Annotated in this window: 18 protein-coding genes; 11 read left to right on the top strand and 7 right to left on the bottom strand. The window is 30.4% G+C overall.

All coding sequences use genetic code 11. From position 1 onward, the window contains the following. Positions 1 to 10: 10 nt before the first annotated feature. From der to pflB, 5 genes are read left to right on the top strand one after another with little or no spacing between them, the layout of a single operon-like run. A complete protein-coding gene (gene der, locus AJ932_RS00885; protein ID WP_002861144.1) occupies positions 11 to 1,393 on the top strand; it encodes a ribosome biogenesis GTPase Der in 1,383 nt (460 codons plus the stop codon). Continuing rightward, positions 1,380 to 1,877 carry a shikimate kinase gene (locus tag AJ932_RS00880; protein ID WP_002861145.1) on the top strand — a complete coding sequence of 166 codons (498 nt, stop codon included), beginning with the start codon at positions 1,380 to 1,382 and terminating at the stop codon, positions 1,875 to 1,877. The genes der and AJ932_RS00880 overlap by 14 nt, the downstream gene beginning before the upstream one ends. Beyond that, positions 1,874 to 2,833 carry a tryptophan--tRNA ligase gene (gene trpS, locus AJ932_RS00875; protein ID WP_070233641.1) on the top strand — a complete coding sequence of 320 codons (960 nt, stop codon included), beginning with the start codon at positions 1,874 to 1,876 and terminating at the stop codon, positions 2,831 to 2,833. The genes AJ932_RS00880 and trpS overlap by 4 nt, the downstream gene beginning before the upstream one ends. Positions 2,834 to 2,843: 10 nt before the next feature. After that, positions 2,844 to 4,079: a serine--tRNA ligase gene (serS, locus tag AJ932_RS00870; protein WP_070233640.1), complete on the top strand. Its 1,236-nt coding sequence runs from the start codon at positions 2,844 to 2,846 to the stop codon at positions 4,077 to 4,079. Positions 4,080 to 4,088: 9 nt separating this feature from the next. Next, the gene (pflB, locus tag AJ932_RS00865; protein WP_070278293.1) at positions 4,089 to 6,551 is read left to right on the top strand and encodes a motility protein PflB; all 2,463 of its coding nucleotides are present in this window, start codon (positions 4,089 to 4,091) and stop codon (positions 6,549 to 6,551) included. Between the two features lie 30 nt (positions 6,552 to 6,581). Here pflB and AJ932_RS00860 read toward each other — a convergent pair whose 3' ends face one another. From AJ932_RS00860 to AJ932_RS00830, 7 genes are all read right to left on the bottom strand, one after another. Next, positions 6,582 to 7,217, bottom strand: a complete 636-nt coding sequence (locus tag AJ932_RS00860) for a hypothetical protein (protein ID WP_070276415.1) — start codon at positions 7,215 to 7,217, stop codon at positions 6,582 to 6,584. 97 nt (positions 7,218 to 7,314) lie between these two features. Next, positions 7,315 to 8,757, bottom strand: coding sequence for a pyruvate kinase (gene pyk / locus AJ932_RS00855; protein ID WP_070276417.1), 1,443 nt, complete (start codon positions 8,755 to 8,757; stop codon positions 7,315 to 7,317). A 48-nt stretch (positions 8,758 to 8,805) separates the two neighbouring features. After that, on the bottom strand, positions 8,806 to 10,152 hold the full coding sequence (locus AJ932_RS00850) for an FAD-dependent oxidoreductase (protein ID WP_070276419.1): 1,347 nt from the start codon (positions 10,150 to 10,152) through the stop codon (positions 8,806 to 8,808). A 118-nt stretch (positions 10,153 to 10,270) separates the two neighbouring features. Continuing rightward, complete coding sequence (locus tag AJ932_RS00845) at positions 10,271 to 10,900, bottom strand: type III pantothenate kinase (protein ID WP_070276421.1); 630 nt, start codon at positions 10,898 to 10,900, stop codon at positions 10,271 to 10,273. Beyond that, complete coding sequence (locus AJ932_RS00840) at positions 10,887 to 11,177, bottom strand: hypothetical protein (protein ID WP_002859475.1); 291 nt, start codon at positions 11,175 to 11,177, stop codon at positions 10,887 to 10,889. The genes AJ932_RS00845 and AJ932_RS00840 overlap by 14 nt, the downstream gene beginning before the upstream one ends. Beyond that, the gene (locus tag AJ932_RS00835) at positions 11,174 to 12,172 is read right to left on the bottom strand and encodes a hypothetical protein (protein WP_002869933.1); all 999 of its coding nucleotides are present in this window, start codon (positions 12,170 to 12,172) and stop codon (positions 11,174 to 11,176) included. The genes AJ932_RS00840 and AJ932_RS00835 overlap by 4 nt, the downstream gene beginning before the upstream one ends. Next, positions 12,169 to 12,747: a hypothetical protein gene (locus AJ932_RS00830; RefSeq protein ID WP_002895444.1), complete on the bottom strand. Its 579-nt coding sequence runs from the start codon at positions 12,745 to 12,747 to the stop codon at positions 12,169 to 12,171. The genes AJ932_RS00835 and AJ932_RS00830 overlap by 4 nt, the downstream gene beginning before the upstream one ends. 143 nt (positions 12,748 to 12,890) lie before the next feature. On the opposite strand from AJ932_RS00830, the gene gatC reads away from it, so the two are divergent. From gatC to AJ932_RS00800, 6 genes are all read left to right on the top strand, one after another. Further along, positions 12,891 to 13,175, top strand: a complete 285-nt coding sequence (gene gatC / locus AJ932_RS00825) for an Asp-tRNA(Asn)/Glu-tRNA(Gln) amidotransferase subunit GatC (protein WP_002858734.1) — start codon at positions 12,891 to 12,893, stop codon at positions 13,173 to 13,175. A gap of 68 nt (positions 13,176 to 13,243) precedes the next feature. Next, the gene (locus AJ932_RS00820; RefSeq protein WP_002869932.1) at positions 13,244 to 13,807 is read left to right on the top strand and encodes a CvpA family protein; all 564 of its coding nucleotides are present in this window, start codon (positions 13,244 to 13,246) and stop codon (positions 13,805 to 13,807) included. 1 nt (position 13,808) lies between these two features. Continuing rightward, positions 13,809 to 14,282 (top strand): Fur family transcriptional regulator, encoded by a 474-nt coding sequence (locus tag AJ932_RS00815; RefSeq protein ID WP_002854230.1) that lies wholly within the window; start codon positions 13,809 to 13,811, stop codon positions 14,280 to 14,282. Further along, entirely contained in the window at positions 14,283 to 15,788 is a 1,506-nt protein-coding gene (lysS, locus tag AJ932_RS00810; RefSeq protein WP_002869930.1) for a lysine--tRNA ligase, read from the top strand. It begins immediately after the preceding gene. Then, positions 15,785 to 17,029, top strand: a complete 1,245-nt coding sequence (locus AJ932_RS00805) for a serine hydroxymethyltransferase (protein WP_002870802.1) — start codon at positions 15,785 to 15,787, stop codon at positions 17,027 to 17,029. The genes lysS and AJ932_RS00805 overlap by 4 nt, the downstream gene beginning before the upstream one ends. After that, complete coding sequence (locus AJ932_RS00800; RefSeq protein ID WP_002870803.1) at positions 17,026 to 17,571, top strand: DUF1882 domain-containing protein; 546 nt, start codon at positions 17,026 to 17,028, stop codon at positions 17,569 to 17,571. Before AJ932_RS00805 ends, AJ932_RS00800 begins: the two co-directional genes overlap by 4 nt. Positions 17,572 to 17,574 lie beyond the last annotated feature (3 nt).

The raw sequence follows: 17,574 nt of genomic DNA, 5'->3' as shown, positions 1-17,574 counted from the left end.
TAGGAAAAAAATGCAAAGCATCATACTTATAGGCAAGCCAAATGTGGGAAAATCAAGTCTTTTTAATAGAATGGCAAGACAAAGAATAGCTATTACAAGTGATATTTCAGGCACAACTAGGGATACAAATAAAACAGAAATTCATATTCATTCAAAAAAAGCCATGCTTATTGATAGCGGGGGGCTTGATGAAAGTGATGAACTTTTTAAAAATGTGAAAAAAAACACTTTAAAAGTAGCTAAAGAAAGCGATATCATACTTTATCTAGTTGATGGGAAATTAGCGCCTGATGATGAGGATAGACAGTTTTTTTATTCTTTAAAAAAACTTGGAAAACCTATAGCCTTAGTGATTAATAAAGTAGATAATAAAAAAGATGAAGAAAGGGCTTGGGAGTTTGCAAATTTTGGCGTAAAGGAAATCTTTAATCTTTCAGTAACTCATAATGTAGGCTTAGATGAACTTTATGAATGGCTTGGAAAATTTTTACATGAAGAGTTTTTAATCCCCGATGAAGAAGAAAATTTAGAAGATTTTTTAGAGCATTATGAAGAAGGAAAAGAATTTCAATTTAAAGAAGTTGATCAAAATCATATCAGAGTGGGTATTGTAGGGCGTGTAAATGTTGGAAAATCAAGTCTTTTAAATGCTTTGGTTAAGCAAGAACGCAGTGTTGTAAGTTCTATCGCAGGAACTACTATAGATCCTGTTAATGAAAGTGTAGTTCATAAAGATAAAGTGATAGAATTTGTTGATACTGCAGGTATTAGAAAAAGGGGTAAAATTCAAGGACTAGAACGCTTTGCACTAAATCGCACGGAAAAAATTTTATCTCATTCTCAAATAGCACTTTTGGTTTTAGATGCGCATGAGGGCTTTAACGAGCTTGATGAACGCATTGCTGGGCTTGTGGCTAAGCATTATTTGGGTGTGATTATTGTTTTAAATAAATGGGATAAAAGTGAGATGGATTTTGATAAGACTGTAAAAGAATTGCGTCTTGATCGTTTTAAATTTCTAGCTTACGCACCCGTGATTAGTGTATCAGCTTTAAGTGGAAAAAGGGTGCATGTTTTACTCGATAAAATTTTGCAAATTTTTGAAAATTTTACTCAAAAAATCCAAACTTCTAAGCTTAATACCTTGATAGAAAATGCCACAAGAGCACATCCTTTGCCGCATGATTATGGGAAATTGGTTAAAATTTATTATGCAGTACAATATGACTTAGCACCGCCAAAAATTGCACTTATTATGAATCGTCCTAAGGCCTTGCATTTTAGCTACAAGCGTTATTTGCAAAATCAAATCAGAAAAGAATTTAATTTCGAAGGTGTGCCTTTAGTGATTGCTTCGCGTAAAAAGGGCAGTAAAGAAAATGATGAAAGTTAAAAATATCGTTTTTATAGGATTTATGGGTTCTGGAAAAAGCACTTTAGCAAGAGCTTTAGCTAAGGATTTAGATCTTGTTTTTTTAGATAGTGATTTTTTAATAGAACAAAAATTTAATCAAAAAGTCAGTGAAATTTTTGTGCAAAAAGGGGAGAATTTTTTTAGAGAACAAGAGCAAAAAATGGCTGATTTTTTTAGTTCTTGTGAGAAAACTTGTATTGCTACAGGTGGGGGCTTTGTTAATGTTTCAAATTTAGAAAAAGCAGGTTTTTGTATTTATTTAAAAGCAGATTTTGAATATTTAAAAAAGCGTTTAGATGAAAATGAAATTTCTAAAAGACCTTTATTTTATGATGAAATTAAAGCAAAAAAATTATATAATGAGCGTTTAAGCAAGTATGAACAAAAGGCAAATTTTGTTTTAAATATAGAAAATAAAAATATAGATGAGCTTTTAAGCGAGATTAAAAAGGTGATAAAATGAGAGTATTAACAGGCCTTCAGCCAAGTGGCGATTTGCATATAGGTAATTATTTTGGTGCGATTAAACAAATGGTAGATGCGCAAGAAAAAAGCCAAATGTTTATGTTTATTGCTAATTATCATGCCATGACTTCTTCTCAAGATGGAGAAAAAATTCAACAAAATTCCTTAAAAGCTGCTGCGGCTTTTTTAAGCCTTGGTATAGATCCACAAAAGAGCGTTTTTTGGTTGCAAAGTGATGTTAAGGAAGTTATGGAGCTTTATTGGATTTTATCGCAATTTACTCCTATGGGTTTATTAGAGCGTGCGCATAGTTATAAGGATAAAGTTGCTAAGGGGCTTAGTGCTTCACACGGACTTTTTTCTTATCCTGTTTTAATGGCGGCAGATATTTTGCTTTTTGATACACAAATTGTCCCTGTAGGAAAAGATCAAATCCAGCATGTTGAAATCGCACGCGATATTGCCTTAAAAGTTAATAATGAATGGGGTGAAATTTTTACCCTTCCAGAAGCGAGAGTTAATGAAGAAGTAGCTGTAGTTGTAGGCACTGATGGGGCAAAAATGAGTAAATCTTATCAAAATACTATAGATATTTTTAGCAGTGAAAAAACCTTAAAAAAACAAATTTCTTCCATAGTTACAGATAGTACCGCTTTAGAAGATCCAAAAGATCATGAAAACTGCAATGTTTTTAAAATCGCAAAGCTTTTTTTAGATGAAGCAGAGCAAAAAGAATTGCAAATACGCTATGAAAAAGGTGGCGAGGGTTATGGACATTTTAAAATGTATTTAAACGAGCTTGTAAATGTTTATTTTAAAGAAGCGAGAGAAAAATACAATGAGCTTTTAGAAAAGCCTTCACATTTAAAAGAAATTTTAGATTTTGGTGCAACCAAAGCAAGAAAAATCGCCCAAGAAAAAATGCAAAAAATTTATGAAAAAATCGGACTTTAAGGAGTAGAAAATGCTAGATTTAAAAAATTTGCAAAATAATTTTGATGAAGTGGCTAAAAAGTTAAAAAATAAAAAAGTTGATGAAAATATTTTAAAAAAACTTGCTGAACTGTTTGCAAGTTTAAAAAAAGAAAAAACAGCTTTAGAAGAATTTCAAGCTTTTCAAAATAAATTCAGCAAAGAGCTTGCTACAGCCGAAGATAAAGAAAATTTAAAAGCAAAATTAAGCGAAAATAAAAGCAAAATTAATGAGCAAAGCGCTAAAGTAAATGCTTTAGAAAATGAGCTTGAAGAAATCGCTCATGCCATCCCAAATATCCCTGATGAGTCTGTGCCTGTGGGTGAAGACGAAGATGAAAATGTGGAGCTTAAAAAAGTTTTAAATCCACCTAGCTTTGATTTTACTCCAAAAGAGCATTTTGAATTAGGAGAGAGTTTAAATTGGCTTGATTTTGTGCGTGGGGTGAAAATTTCACAAAGCCGTTTTTGTGTGCTTAAGAACGAAGGAGCTTTATTAAGCCGTGCTTTGGTAAATTATATGATAGATTTTAATAGAAGTCGTGGATTTGAATTTGTTAATGTACCTTTTTTGGTAAATGGTGCTACTATGTTTGGGACAGGTCAGTTGCCAAAATTTAAAGAAGATATGTATAAGGTAGATGATGAGGATTTGTATTTAATCTCAACTTCTGAAATTCCAGTAACCAATCTTTACAGCGGAGAAATTTTAGCTAGTGAAACTTTACCTATAAAAATGACTTGTTATAGCGCTTGTTTTAGAAAAGAAGCAGGCAGTGCAGGGCGTGATACAAGAGGTATTATAAGACAACACCAGTTTGAAAAAGTAGAGCTTGTAAGTATCACTAAACCTGAGCAAAGTGATAGCGTGTTTAATGAAATGCTTGAGTGTGCAAGTGATTTACTCAGTTCTTTAGGTTTAGCGCATAGACATTTGATGCTTTGCACTGGAGATTTGGGTTTTAGTGCGGCAAAAACTGTAGATCTTGAAGTGTGGCTTCCCGGACAAAATAAATATCGTGAGATCAGCTCGGTTTCAAATTGTCGTGATTTTCAAGCAAGACGCGCTAAAATTCGCTATAAAAACGAACAAGGAAAAAATGAACTCGTCCACACTCTTAATGGCTCATCTTTGGCAGTAGGAAGAACCTTGGTAGCGATTATGGAAAATTATCAAGACAAAGAAGGAAAAATTCATATTCCTGATGTTTTGAAAAAATATTTTTAAAGAGTATAGATGGCTGAACAAGAAGATATAATACTAGAAAAACCCGAAGATGGCTTAAATCAACCAAGACTTGATGAGAGTTTAGAGGGATTTAAAGGGCAAGAGGGGCAAGCTCCAGAAGATGAAGAATTTGCATCATTGCCAGAAGAATTACCTCAAGAAAATAGTGAAAGTGGTTTTAAATTTACAAGAGAAAGTGCGCCTGAAGATGTATCAACTTTTGAAGAAGTTGAAAGTCAAGAGCCTACGCCTTGGTATAAAGATCGTAAGTTTATGTCTCTTGTGGGTTTATCTTTGGGGATTATTTGTATTTTAGTTTTTACACTTTTTTATTTAACTTTTAGTGAAGGAAAAATTAAACCAGATATTATAGCTTCTAAGCCTTTAGAACAACCTGTTGTTATGCCTGATGAATCATATAAATACAATGATATGCAAAGAATTGATGGTATGATCCAAAAAGCAAATGCTTTATATTTAAAGGGTGAGGTTGAACAGGCTTTAAAAGTTTATGAGCAAGTTGCCGTATATAATGAATCTTTATCTAATTATAATTTAGGCGTTTCTCAAATGAATGAGAATAAATTCCAAGAAGCTTTTGAAAGCTTCAAGAAAGCTATAGCCAATGGAGAAAATCAAAGTGTAGCTGCTATCAATGCTGCTGTTTGTGCTTTAAAGCTTAATGATAAGGAAAAATTTAGATATTATATTGATTTAGCTCAAGTGTATCTTCCAAAAGAAGGAAAATCAAAATTATATGATTATTATTTAAGCTTGATTAATTATTACAAAGGATATTACCCTGAGGCCTTACAAATGTTGCAAAGAACAGATGTGGAGCCGTATTCTGATGTTGCAAAGTATTTGTCTGCTAAAATTTATGCAAAAATGGACTTTGATTCCAAGGCTATACAGCAATTAAATTCTCAAGGCAATTTTGAATCTAGTTTATCTTTAGGTCTTTTATATGCTAGAATAGGAGAATATGCTAAAGCTAAAGTCGCTTTAAGTACAGCGATGAAAATTGAAAGAGATTTTAATCAGAGTTTGGCGGCTTTGACATTGGTTGATATTAAAACAGGAAATTATCAAGATATGTTAGCACGCTTGCAAAATTCTTATGATAATGATAAAGATAGATATAAGATTTTAGATACTTATAAAATTCAAGTTCGTTTAAATAAGGATCTTTTTAATATAGCAGTTGCTCAAAATTCTTTTTCAAAAGATTTGTTAAAAAAACAAAAAGATCAATTCGATTTACTTTTTTATTTTGCACCTTATCAAGTGTTTGATAGTAAGCAGGCTGCTTTGTATATTAAAAAAGCTAATGTTACAGATTTCGTAGATGATAGTACTGATGCGGGAATTTATCTTAATGCAAGCAAAGCTCTTTCATCTACCAATGTAAAAATTGCCAATATTATTAACTATGCATTAAATCAGAAGTTACGCCTTGCTAACCAAGAATTTCAAAAACTTATCAAGGATTATCCAGAACATAGTATTTTACATTATAATTTGGCTTTAACCTATGCCCAAATGCAAAATTATGAACTTGCTTATAAGCATTTTTCAAGTTCATATCATCTTAATCCTAAAAATTACTTAGCAGGTGCTTTTGCTATGTTTTGTGCAAAATTAATTGATATTGATACAACTAAACTTTACAATGAAATTCTTGATAATATAGCTGCTGATTCTAATTTTAAAGCTAATATGCAAAAAAGTATGTTGTTTTTAGTTAATAATAATTATATTTCTATGCTTCCTTATTTAGATGAAACAAAAAAAGACACGCCTTTGAGTTTGATTTTTGAAGCTATTGTTGCTAAAAATAATAACCTTAATAATCAAGTAGATGTGAAAATTGCTAAATTGCGTTCAGAGTTGCCTGAAGATATTTTGACAAATATTTTGTATTTTAATTCTTTAAATTCAAATTTAAATATTAAAGAATATGCTCAAAATGCTCAAATTCATTTTAAAAATTTAAAACTTGATTATCGTAGTGTTTTTGGTGGGCCAAATATAGCTAGGGAATTTTATGTTAATTTAATGCATATTGCAGGGCTTTTAAATTTAGAAAGACAGAAATTTAAAGAGTTGATTAATGTTTCAGGAGCAAAAGATGAGGGTATTTTACAAACTTTAGCTTATTTGGATATTTTTGCACAGCAATACGAGGAGGCTTATGCGCTTTATAATTCTTTGATTGATGATTATGGAGCTAAAGATACTAAAACTTTATTTTTAGCAGCCGTAGCAGCCGTAGGTGCAAATAATCCAAATTCAGCTATAGCGCTTTTGCAGCTTTCTAAACTTACAGATAAAAATAACAAAGAGAGTAAAGCAGCTCTTGGTATGTTGTATCAAGAAGTAAAGAACTATGAAGCTGCGATATCTCAGTATAAAACTTTACCTAATAATTTTAAGAGTGAATTTTTTACTTTTGATATTAATAACAACTAAAAATGCTTAGAAATTTCTAAGCATTTTTAGTTAAGCTTGAAGATCTAGAGTTTTTCCGCCTAGTTCATCAATGCGATCGCTAACTTTTTTAAGTGCCGCATCTATTGTATTTTGACTGATTTGAGGAAGTTCTCCGCCCCACATTTTTTCTGCTTGCTCAAATCCTTTTTTCATACCTTCAAGACCTTTTTTCAATTTTTCAACATCGTCGCCACCGCCTTTAATAACAAAATCCGCGATGCGATTGGCTGTATTTTCCACTCCAAAAAAACCATTTTCACTTACAAGTTGTTGAAGTTCATCTGTATTCATATCAAGTGGATTTTTGCCACTGTAGCCTAAGGATGCAAAATCAATATTTGTAAGTATAGATTTCGCAGTATCTAAATTGGCACCATTTAAAAGACTATCTAGTCCAGTTTGGGCATTGCTCGAACCTATTACAGCATTCATTGTTTGCTGTTGAAATTGAACTAGGTAAATTTGTGTAATGCCCTTTCCACCAAGTGCATTTAATTTTTCAAGGGTATTTTTATCTACATCCTTGCTAGAATTAGCACTTTGAACATTTTTGTCTTTTGTGTTTTCCTTAGCATCATCTGCCTTCTTATTGCTAACTTGTGTTTGTGCCATGCTAGCGATATTTGAAAAAGTATTCACTTGCATATTTGCTCCTTTGTGTGAGGCTTTAATTTATATCGACTTTTGACTTAAAAAATTTATAAGAACATTAAATTCCTTATTTTCAAAGGAATTTAATGTTTTATTGTAGATAATAAGCAATTTGCTCTTTATTGAGAATGCGGATAAGATTGCTAGTACCTTCTACTCCTGTTGGAAAGCCTGCAGTTAGAAGATAGCATTTGTCTTCATCCATAAAACCTTTTTCAACACTTGATCTTACAGAGTCTTTTAATAATTCTGTAAGTTCATTACTCTTGTTAACCAAAATCGCAGGATTAACTCCCCAAACTATACTTAAAGAGTTTAAGGTTTTTTCAGAATGCCCTACTGCTATGATTTCTATATTTGGGCGATATCTTGCAATCTTAATAGCAGATTTTCCGCTACTTGTTAAAGAAAAAATAGCATCAGAGTTAAGATCTGTTGCAAGATGAGCTGAAGAACGCATGATTTTATCTGTATTGTCTAAATCATTAAAATCATTAAATTTGTTATATGGATAGCGTTTTTCTGTTTCTATTATAGTTTGGCACATTATATCAACAGCGTTTGCAGGATCTATACCAACGGCGCTTTCTTCACTTAGCATTACTGCATCTGTTCCATCTAAAACAGCATTTGCAACATCTGAAATTTCAGCTCTTGTGGCGGTTTTGCTTTTGGCTAATGAAAAAAGCATCTGAGTCGCAGTAATAACAGGCTTAGAGGCATTGTTTGCTTTTTGTATAATTTCTTTTTGGATATTAGGAACTTTATAATAAGGTACTTCAATACCTAAGTCTCCTCTTGCAACCATTATACCATCGCTAGATTTAATAATCTCATCAATATTTTCTACTGCATCAAATTTTTCAATTTTTGCAAAAATAGATATTTTTGCGTTATTTTGTGCTAAAATTTCACGAACTTCATCAATATCGTGCGCATTTTGCACGAAAGATATTGCTAAAAAATCTACTTCATTTTTTATACCCCAAAGTAAATCATTTTTATCTTTTTGTGTAATAACATCAATATTGATTTTAGTATTCGGAAAATTAATACCTTTATTTGAGTTTAAAAAACCATCATTTTCTATAATGGTTTCAATTTTTTGATTATCTATATTTAGTACTTTAGCACGAATTGATCCATCATACAGATAAATATATTCATCAATTTTTAACATATCTAAAATGGATTTTTGATTGATACTGATTTTATAATGATTTTGAGCAATCTTCTCCCCTAAAATTGTTTCACGATAAAAATCAAGTCTATCACCCTTTTTTAATTCAAATGGTTCTTTAAGTTCACCTGTACGAATTTTAGGACCACTAATGTCTTGTAAAATTCCAATACGAGTATGCAATTCTTTAGCTACTCTTCTTATGGTATCTAAGTTTTTTTTATGATACTCATGTGTTCCATGAGAAAAGTTTAAACGGAAAACATTTACACCATTGATAATCATTTGGCGTAGAATTTCTTCCTTTTCACTTGCTGGACCTACTGTGGCTACAATTTTTGTTTTTTTAAGCATGGTAAACTCCTTTTGAAATTATTGTAGCTAAAAATAGAAACAAAATGATTACAATAATTCTGAAGAAAATTTATCTTCGTTAAATTCCATTCCTAGGTAATTACATACAAGCTTTGCATCTCTTTCAGCATTTCCTAGACAACTTGTTGCTCCAGGACTTGGAGTCATATTGAAAATAATACCAGGGGTTTCTGTGATGCTTGCTTCACCTAGCATTAATTCTCCTTTAGTTTTATCAATAACTTGTGGTCTTACGCCTCCAAAACCTTTTGCATAATAAATATCGCTTGCTTTAAGACTTGGGACTATTTTTTTGGCATCTTTAACAAATAAGCTTTTATCAATAAAAGGTAGTTCAAAAAGATAATTATAAAAGATGTAATTTCTAATTGTTGCATCTTTAAACATATTAAAAGTTACTTTTAAAACAGTTTTATCAAGTTTTAGTGCTTCAAAAAATTCTGGAACTGATTTTAGACCATGATAACGTTCTAGTTTTGGAATAACAAGTGCAGTAGGTCCAAAGCGAGTGTTCATATTAGCAAGTAAATCAGGATCTCCATGAAGAGCTGCAAATGGAAGTTTAGGATTTTGCACCATATAAACCTTGCCATTTAAAAGTTTTTGTTTGGTTAAATAAAAACTTCCTGCAACAGGCCAACAAGACTTATCCATACCTAAGTTCATTTTATGTGCTAAATATAAAGAGTGCGCTCCAGCATTGACAACTACGCTTTTGGCATGGTATTCTTGATGATTTGAGGTTTTTAATATAAAAATATCATCCTTTTTTTCTATGTGAATAATTTCTTGATTAAAGGCAACGAAAGTATTTTTATTTTGTTTTTGGGCTTGTTCTATTAGATTTATACTCATTTTCCCAAAATCTACAGTTGTAAAAACCTCGCCGCTTTCAACACCCATGGCGCAGATATTTTCAGGTCTATCTTGATTGCAATCTTCTCCTAAAACAACCTTGGGTTCAATTTGTTTGATTTTTGCTTTATCGAAAAATTTTATATAAGGATAAAGTTCTTTAAATTCTTCATAGCGTTTTTTCATATAATCACATTCTATATCTCCAACAGCTAGAGCCATTTTTTGATGAGAAAACATGAAATTATTTTGCGCATTTTGCATGAGTCCATATTTAACTATCATATCAGCTGTTCTTTTTACTTTTCGCGCTTTTTCTAAAGTATAATTGGTTTCAATATCTCCACAATGAATGGTTTGAGAATTACTCGTTCCCTTAGAATTTAATGTTGCAGCTGTATTATATTTTTCTATCAAAGCAATATTTTTAATATTTGTATATCTTGCAAGCTCGTAAAATAATGCTGCTCCTGAAATTCCAGCTCCGATGACAAGCACATCAAATTCTTGTTGGCTCATTGTTTTTCCTTTTTTTATTTTAATAAACTTTTTTCTAAATAGAAGTTTAATTGAATTTGTTTTACAAAAAGTTAAATTTCATTAAGGTTTGATATCAATGAGAATTTTTGTAACATTTTTAATAAAGTAAATTGGGATTTTCTTTTATAATCTTTTTCATTCCTCGAAAGATTAAAAGTTTATCATAAATTGCGTGATCGAAATAATTTGCTAAAAATTGCCCATCTCCACCAGTGAAATAAAGCTTTTTATTTTGAGCGGTATCTTTTATCAGTAGGTAAATTCCTTTAAAAACACCATAACTTAAAGCATCCATGGTTTTTTGTGGGAATGCATCAAGACTAACTTGAGTGTTAAATTCACTTTTTAATCGTGGTGAAATATGGCTATAAATTTTTTTATAATTTGCAATACCTGGCAAGATAAAACCACCAAGATGTATAGAATTAGAAATAATATCAATTGTAATAGCACTACCTGCATCTACAACAACTCCATCTTCAATAGTATAACAAGCTGCTATGCGATCGATTCCTAATCCTTGATAAATTGTATCAAATAAAAAATAAGGTTCAAGATTGATAAATTTTTTTTGATTTTTTAAATGTTCTTTGAGATGTTCATTGACATTGATATAAAAAATTTTTTGTTCATTTTTAAATTCTAAAAACTGATCTATACTAAGAGTAAAATATTTGTTATCATCTAGGAAATTAGCATTTGAATTCCCAATATCACAGAGCAACATAGATATTAAATCCTTTCATTTCTAGATGATTTTTTGCTTTAGAGCAAAGAGAAGCCATACTAAAAAAATATTTGTTATTTATGTTAATTTGCTGTGCTAGATTTTCTAAAAATAAGGCATCTTTCATTAAAAATTTTGTTTTTCCTGTATACATAAAAAGAATGTTATTTTGATCTTTAGCACAAATATAACTTTTTTTTCTAGTCAACATACTTAAGTCATAGGGCTTTAAATTTAATTTTAAAGACTTTATTGTTTGTTCTAAAATTTTTATCATAGCAAATCTAAAATTTTATCTCCGTAGTAAAATTTACCATTCCCCATGAAAGAAATTTTATCAACAGCTTCTGAAAGTTTAAATACTTGTGTATTATCTAAATTTAGATTCATTTTGATAAGATAGCCTGTTTTTTCAAAAATGTATAAATAATTATTGTATATATTGCTTTTTACAAAAATAGCAAATTCAAATTTTTTTTCTGCAATTTTTCTTAAGTTATAATCAGTTTTAATAATAGTGCCATCTTTTTCTAGTATAAAAATACCATCATCACTAAGTGCAACATCTTTTATGTCAGCGTCAAGATAAAGAGTTCTAGCAGGGCTTACAACAATGATTTTTTTAGCTGTTGCTGCTATAAGTTTATCTCCGATTACACTTAGATGGATTACATTGTTGAAAAAATTTTCTGCTGAAATAACCACATCTTTAATGACTTGAAGATTGTTTCTTGAAAGAATTAAAATTTTGCCATCTAGCGTTGGATATACGATGATATTGTCTAAAAATATAGGATTAGCGGTACGACTGTCTTGAGCTGGAGCTGAGGTTAGGGTTTGACTAAATTTAATACCCAAAGAACGATTTGCAAGAACTATAGTATTGTTTGCAAGTACAAGGGCTAAATCATCTCCATTAGAAGCTACTCCTACAACACTAGCGTCAAATTGAAAATTATAAATTTCATTATAAGAATTGTCAAAAATTTTTAAATTTCCATTATTATCTGCAGTAAAATATTCCCCATCTTGATAAGCTAGAAGCATATAATTTTTAGGAAGTTTAAACTTGTCTATGGAGATATTATTTTTTAAGATAGCTGTATTATTGCTAAGTTTTGCAGAAACTAGATTCCAATCAACGATTTTACTTTTTAAATTGCTATTATGACTTAAATCTCCATCGGTTTGTTTTGGTTCAAAATATTGTCTTTTGGTGCCACAAGCACATAGAAATATTAAACAAAATAGTGTTAAAAATATTTTTTTCATTGTGTAATGCCTTGATAATGTTTGAGGTTTTTAGCTATTTGATTTAAACTTGAATTTTCTTTTATCCGAGAAAGTAAAACATTAGCTTCTTCGATTTTATTTTGCTCTAAAAGTTTGTAAGCTTCTAATAATTTATCATAATTTTTTAAAAATATTGATTTATCTCCTAAAGATAATGCAATAATATTTTTAAGTAAAGTGTTTGTTTGAGCATTATTATAAATTTGTTTTAGTTCATTTTGAAAGGCTGTATTATTAAGATCATTAATATTTTCTTTTAGTAAAAAGATAGTGTAAAGATTAGTATTTTTATTTTTAAGTTGTTCTAAAAGATTTTTATTGCTAGGATCTTGTATTAGATTGGCATAAATTTCATTTGCTTCTTTTGTTTTATAATCGTTTATTTTTGAGATTATAAAATTTCCAGCAAACCAAGCAACTAAAATTATCACAACAGCAGATATATAAAATTTATACTTGCGTATAAATCTCTCTCCTTTGATAAAATTTTCTATAAATCGTTCTTCTGTGTTAAGTTCATTTTTAACAGCTTTTAAATTATCTTTTAGTCCCAAAATTTATCCTTGAAAAAATATTTTTATTTTTGTATAGAAAAATTATGATATTGTATCATATAAATTGCAAAATATCCTAAACAATTTAAAGCTTTTTATGATATAATTTTCAAAATTTTAACTTTTTTATTAAGGTTTAAGAAATGCAAATAGATGAGAAATTATTAAGCAAGCTTGAAAAATTAAGTGCTTTACAAATAACAAAAAACAGAAATGAAACTATTGCACAGTTAAGTGAAATTGTGAATTTTGTTGAAAAATTAAACGAACTTGATTTAGATTCCCAAGAGATTACTGTGAGTACTATAAAAGGTGGAGCTCCTTTGAGGATTGATGAGATAAGAAATAGCAATGTTATTGATGAGGTTTTAGATTGTGCTCCAAAAAAACAAGAACATTTTTTTGTTGTTCCTAAAATCATAGAATGATTAACTTAGCATTTAGTGCTTATTTGTAGAATAAATTTAAAACAAAAAAAAATCAGAGAGTGATTGAAATGAATTTTTATTGGTTTGATGCTTTTATTTTAGGATTTACCTTGCTTTTAGGGCTTAAGGGTATTATCAATGGTTTGATAAAAGAAATTTTTGGACTTTTGGGTATTATTGGTGGTGTTTTTATTGCTTCAAAATATGCAACTCAAGCAGCTGAATTTATACAAAGTACTTTTTATAAGATAGAAAATCAAAGCTTAGCTGGATTTGCTGGATTTTTAGCCATATTAATTATTTTTTGGATAGTTTGTTTATTGGTGGGTAATTTTCTTTCTAGGTTGATTAAATTAAGTGGCCTAGGTTTTTTAGATCGTATTGGTGGCTTTATATTTGGTGGAGCAAAAATCTTTTTAATTTTTGCAATTTTAGTTTTTTGTGTGGCAAGAATTGATTTTTTAAATGATAAATTAGATAATTTTGCTAAAAATAGCTATACTTTAAATTTACTTAAAGAAACGGGATCTTTTATTATGAATCAACCTTTAACAGAAAATAGTCTAGATCATGCTAGTGAAAAGTTGCAAGATATTGTAAGTGATTTAAACAATACTCAAAAAGGGGAGTGATATGCTGATAGAAAATGTGGAATATGATGTTTTACTTGAGAGATTTAAAAAAATATTAAGACAAGGCGGACTTAAATATACCAAGCAAAGAGAAGTACTTTTAAAAACTCTTTATCACAGTGATACTCATTACACACCCGAAAGTTTATATATGGAAATCAAACAAGCTGAACCTGATTTAAATGTAGGAATTGCAACTGTTTATCGTACTTTAAATTTACTTGAAGAAGCAGAAATGGTAACTTCCATTTCTTTTGGTTCAGCAGGTAAAAAATATGAGCTTGCTAATAAACCTCACCATGATCATATGATATGTAAAAATTGCGGAAAAATTATAGAGTTTGAAAATCCTATTATAGAAAGACAGCAAGCCTTGATTGCAAAAGAACATGGTTTTAAACTTACAGGGCATTTGATGCAGCTTTATGGTGTTTGTGGTGATTGTAATAATCAAAAAGCAAAGGTAAAAATATAAATGTTTGATAATATTTTAGAGCAGCAAAGAATAGAAAAAGCTAAAGAGTTAAAAAAATTAGGGATTAATCCTTATCCTCATTTTTTAGAAAAGGAAATGTCTTTAAAGACTTTTAAGGATAAATTTTCTTATATTTTAGAGCAAGTTGAAAAAAGAGATGAAAGTGTCAATGCTGTTGTTGCAGGACGTTTGAAACTTTTGCGTATAGCTGGGAAATCAATTTTTGCAAACATTGAAGATGAGGATACAAATTTACAAATTTATTTTAGTAAAGATAGCGTAGGCGAAGAGCTTTATACGATTTTAAAAAAGAATTTAGAGGTGGGTGATATTGTTTTGGTTAAAGGTTTTCCTTTTGTAACTAAAACAGGTGAATTTAGTTTGCATGCAAGCGAAGTAAAACTCGCTACAAAAGCTATTGTTCCTTTACCTGAAAAATATCATGGATTAACAGATATTGAGCAAAGATATCGTAAACGTTATGTTGATATGATAATGAATGTCGAAGTTAGAAAAGATTTTTTAGTGCGTTCTAAAGTGGTGAGTTTAATCCGTCATTTTTTTGAAAATAAAGGCTTTTTAGAAGTAGAAACTCCTATGATGCATCCGATTGCAGGTGGAGCAAACGCTAAGCCTTTTGTAACTTTTCATAATTCTTTAGGCGTAGAAAGATTTTTAAGAATTGCTCCAGAACTTTATCTTAAAAGACTTATAGTAGGTGGTTTTGAGGCGGTTTTTGAAATCAATCGTTGTTTTAGAAACGAAGGTATGGATTTAACTCATAATCCCGAATTTACAACTATAGAATTTTATTGGGCCTATCATAATTATAAAGATTTAATGGATTTAACCGAAGAACTTTTTGCTTTACTTTTGGATAAACTTAATTTAGGAAAAACAATAGAATTTGATGGAAAAATGATAAATTTTTCCAAACCTTTTGAAAGAATAACCTATAAAGACGCACTTTGTAAGTATGGTGGTTTAGATAGGGATTTAATCGAAGATAAGGAAAAAATTCTTACTAAATTAAAAGCAGATGGTTTTGAAGCGAATGAAAAGCTTGAACTTGGACATTTGCAAGCTGAACTTTTTGACAATTATGTGGAAGAAAAATTGATCAATCCTACTTTTGTGATTGATTTTCCTATTTCCATAAGTCCTTTATCAAGACGTAGCGATGAGGATTCTCAGATTGCTGAGAGATTTGAGTTGTTTATTTGCGGAAGAGAATTGGCAAATGGTTTTAATGAGCTTAATGATCCTCTTGATCAATATGAGAGATTTTTAAAACAAATTGAAGCTAAAAATGCAGGCGATGAAGAGGCTTGTGAAATGGATGAAGATTTTGTAAATGCTTTGGGTTATGGAATGCCTCCAACGGCAGGGCAGGGCATAGGTATAGATAGACTTGTTATGCTTTTGACAAATAAAAAATCCATTCGTGATGTGATATTGTTTCCTGCAATGCGTCCATTAAAATCAGAACTAAAGGAGAAAGAATGAGTTTAGAAATGTTTGATAAAGAAATTTTTGATTTAACAAACAAAGAGTTAGAGCGTCAATGCGAAGGTCTTGAAATGATAGCGAGTGAAAATTTCACTTTACCTGAAGTAATGGAAGTTATGGGAAGTATCTTGACGAACAAATACGCAGAAGGTTATCCGGGTAAAAGATATTATGGTGGTTGTGAATTTGTTGATGAGATTGAAACTCTAGCCATTGAAAGATGTAAAAAACTTTTTAATTGTAAATTTGCTAATGTTCAGCCTAATTCGGGTTCTCAAGCTAATCAAGGTGTTTATGCGGCTTTGATTAATCCAGGTGATAAAATTTTAGGAATGGATTTAAGTCATGGTGGACATTTAACTCATGGCGCAAAAGTAAGTTCTTCAGGTAAAATGTACGAAAGTTGTTTTTACGGTGTAGAACTTGATGGAAGAATTGATTATGAAAAAGTAAGAGAAATTGCTAAAAAAGAAAAGCCAAAACTTATAGTTTGTGGAGCTAGTGCTTATGCAAGAGTGATTGATTTTGCTAAATTTAGAGAAATTGCCGATGAAATAGGTGCTTATCTTTTTGCTGACATAGCTCATATTGCAGGCCTTGTTGTAGCAGGCGAACATCCAAGTCCTTTTCCGCACGCTCATGTAGTGAGCTCAACTACACATAAAACTTTGCGTGGTCCAAGAGGTGGTATTATTATGGCAAATGATGAAGAGCTTGCTAAAAAAATTAATTCTGCGATTTTTCCAGGTATTCAAGGTGGTCCTTTGATGCATGTAATTGCTGCAAAAGCAGTAGGATTTAAATTTAATCTTAGCGATGAGTGGAAAGTTTATGCAAAACAAGTAAGAACCAATGCTCAGGTTTTAGCTAATGTTTTAATGGATAGAAAATTTAAACTTGTTAGCGATGGAACAGATAATCACCTTGTTTTAATGAGTTTTTTAGATCGTGAATTTAGTGGAAAAGATGCAGATTTAGCTCTTGGAAATGCAGGTATTACTGCAAATAAAAATACCGTTCCAGGAGAGATTAGAAGTCCTTTTATCACAAGTGGATTAAGACTCGGAACTCCAGCCCTTACTGCCAGAGGTTTTAAAGAAAAAGAAATGGAAACTGTGTCAAATTATATTGCAGATATTTTAGATGATATTAATAATGAAAAATTACAAGAGAATATTAAACAAGAATTAAAAAAACTTGCAAGTAATTTTATTATTTATGAAAGGGCTATGTTTTGATTTCACCAATGGATATGTCGCTAATTAAAATAATTGGCGATCATTATTATATAAGACGCGATAAAATTGTAAATAAAACTACACATAGAGGTCGCTTATTTTTTGATAAATTTGAAAGAGTTGATGCTCCTTTAAATTTAAATGTCATGAGAGAACACGCTGCTAAAAAAATTGTTGTCGCTCATGATTTAATAACAAAAGATAATAAAGTAGAAAATATTGTCTTTGATTATAATGGTTTTAATGCTGAAAGATTTTATCACCGTGCACAACTTATTTTAAGAGAAGAAGGTTTTATAAATTTCACAGCCTATAAGACTAAAACTCCAGGACATTTACATCTTTATATTCACAAAGGACACACGGCGTTAAACGAAGGTTATTCTTTAGCGTCTAAACTTTCAATGATGTTTGCAAGTAAAATGCCAGTAGAATGGAAGGTGTTTCCTAGTATGGATGTACCTAGAGAATTTAATATTTTAATATTGCCTTATGAGGTTTATCAAAAAGAACGAGGAAGTTCTTGGTCTAAGCACATGTAAGAA

It is taken from the genome of Campylobacter sp. BCW_6873, assembly GCF_001762365.1.
In the GTDB taxonomy this organism is placed as follows: domain Bacteria; phylum Campylobacterota; class Campylobacteria; order Campylobacterales; family Campylobacteraceae; genus Campylobacter_D; species Campylobacter_D jejuni.
The sequence above is the reverse complement of the archived record's forward strand: the minus strand, read 5'-3'. Positions and strand labels throughout refer to the sequence as shown.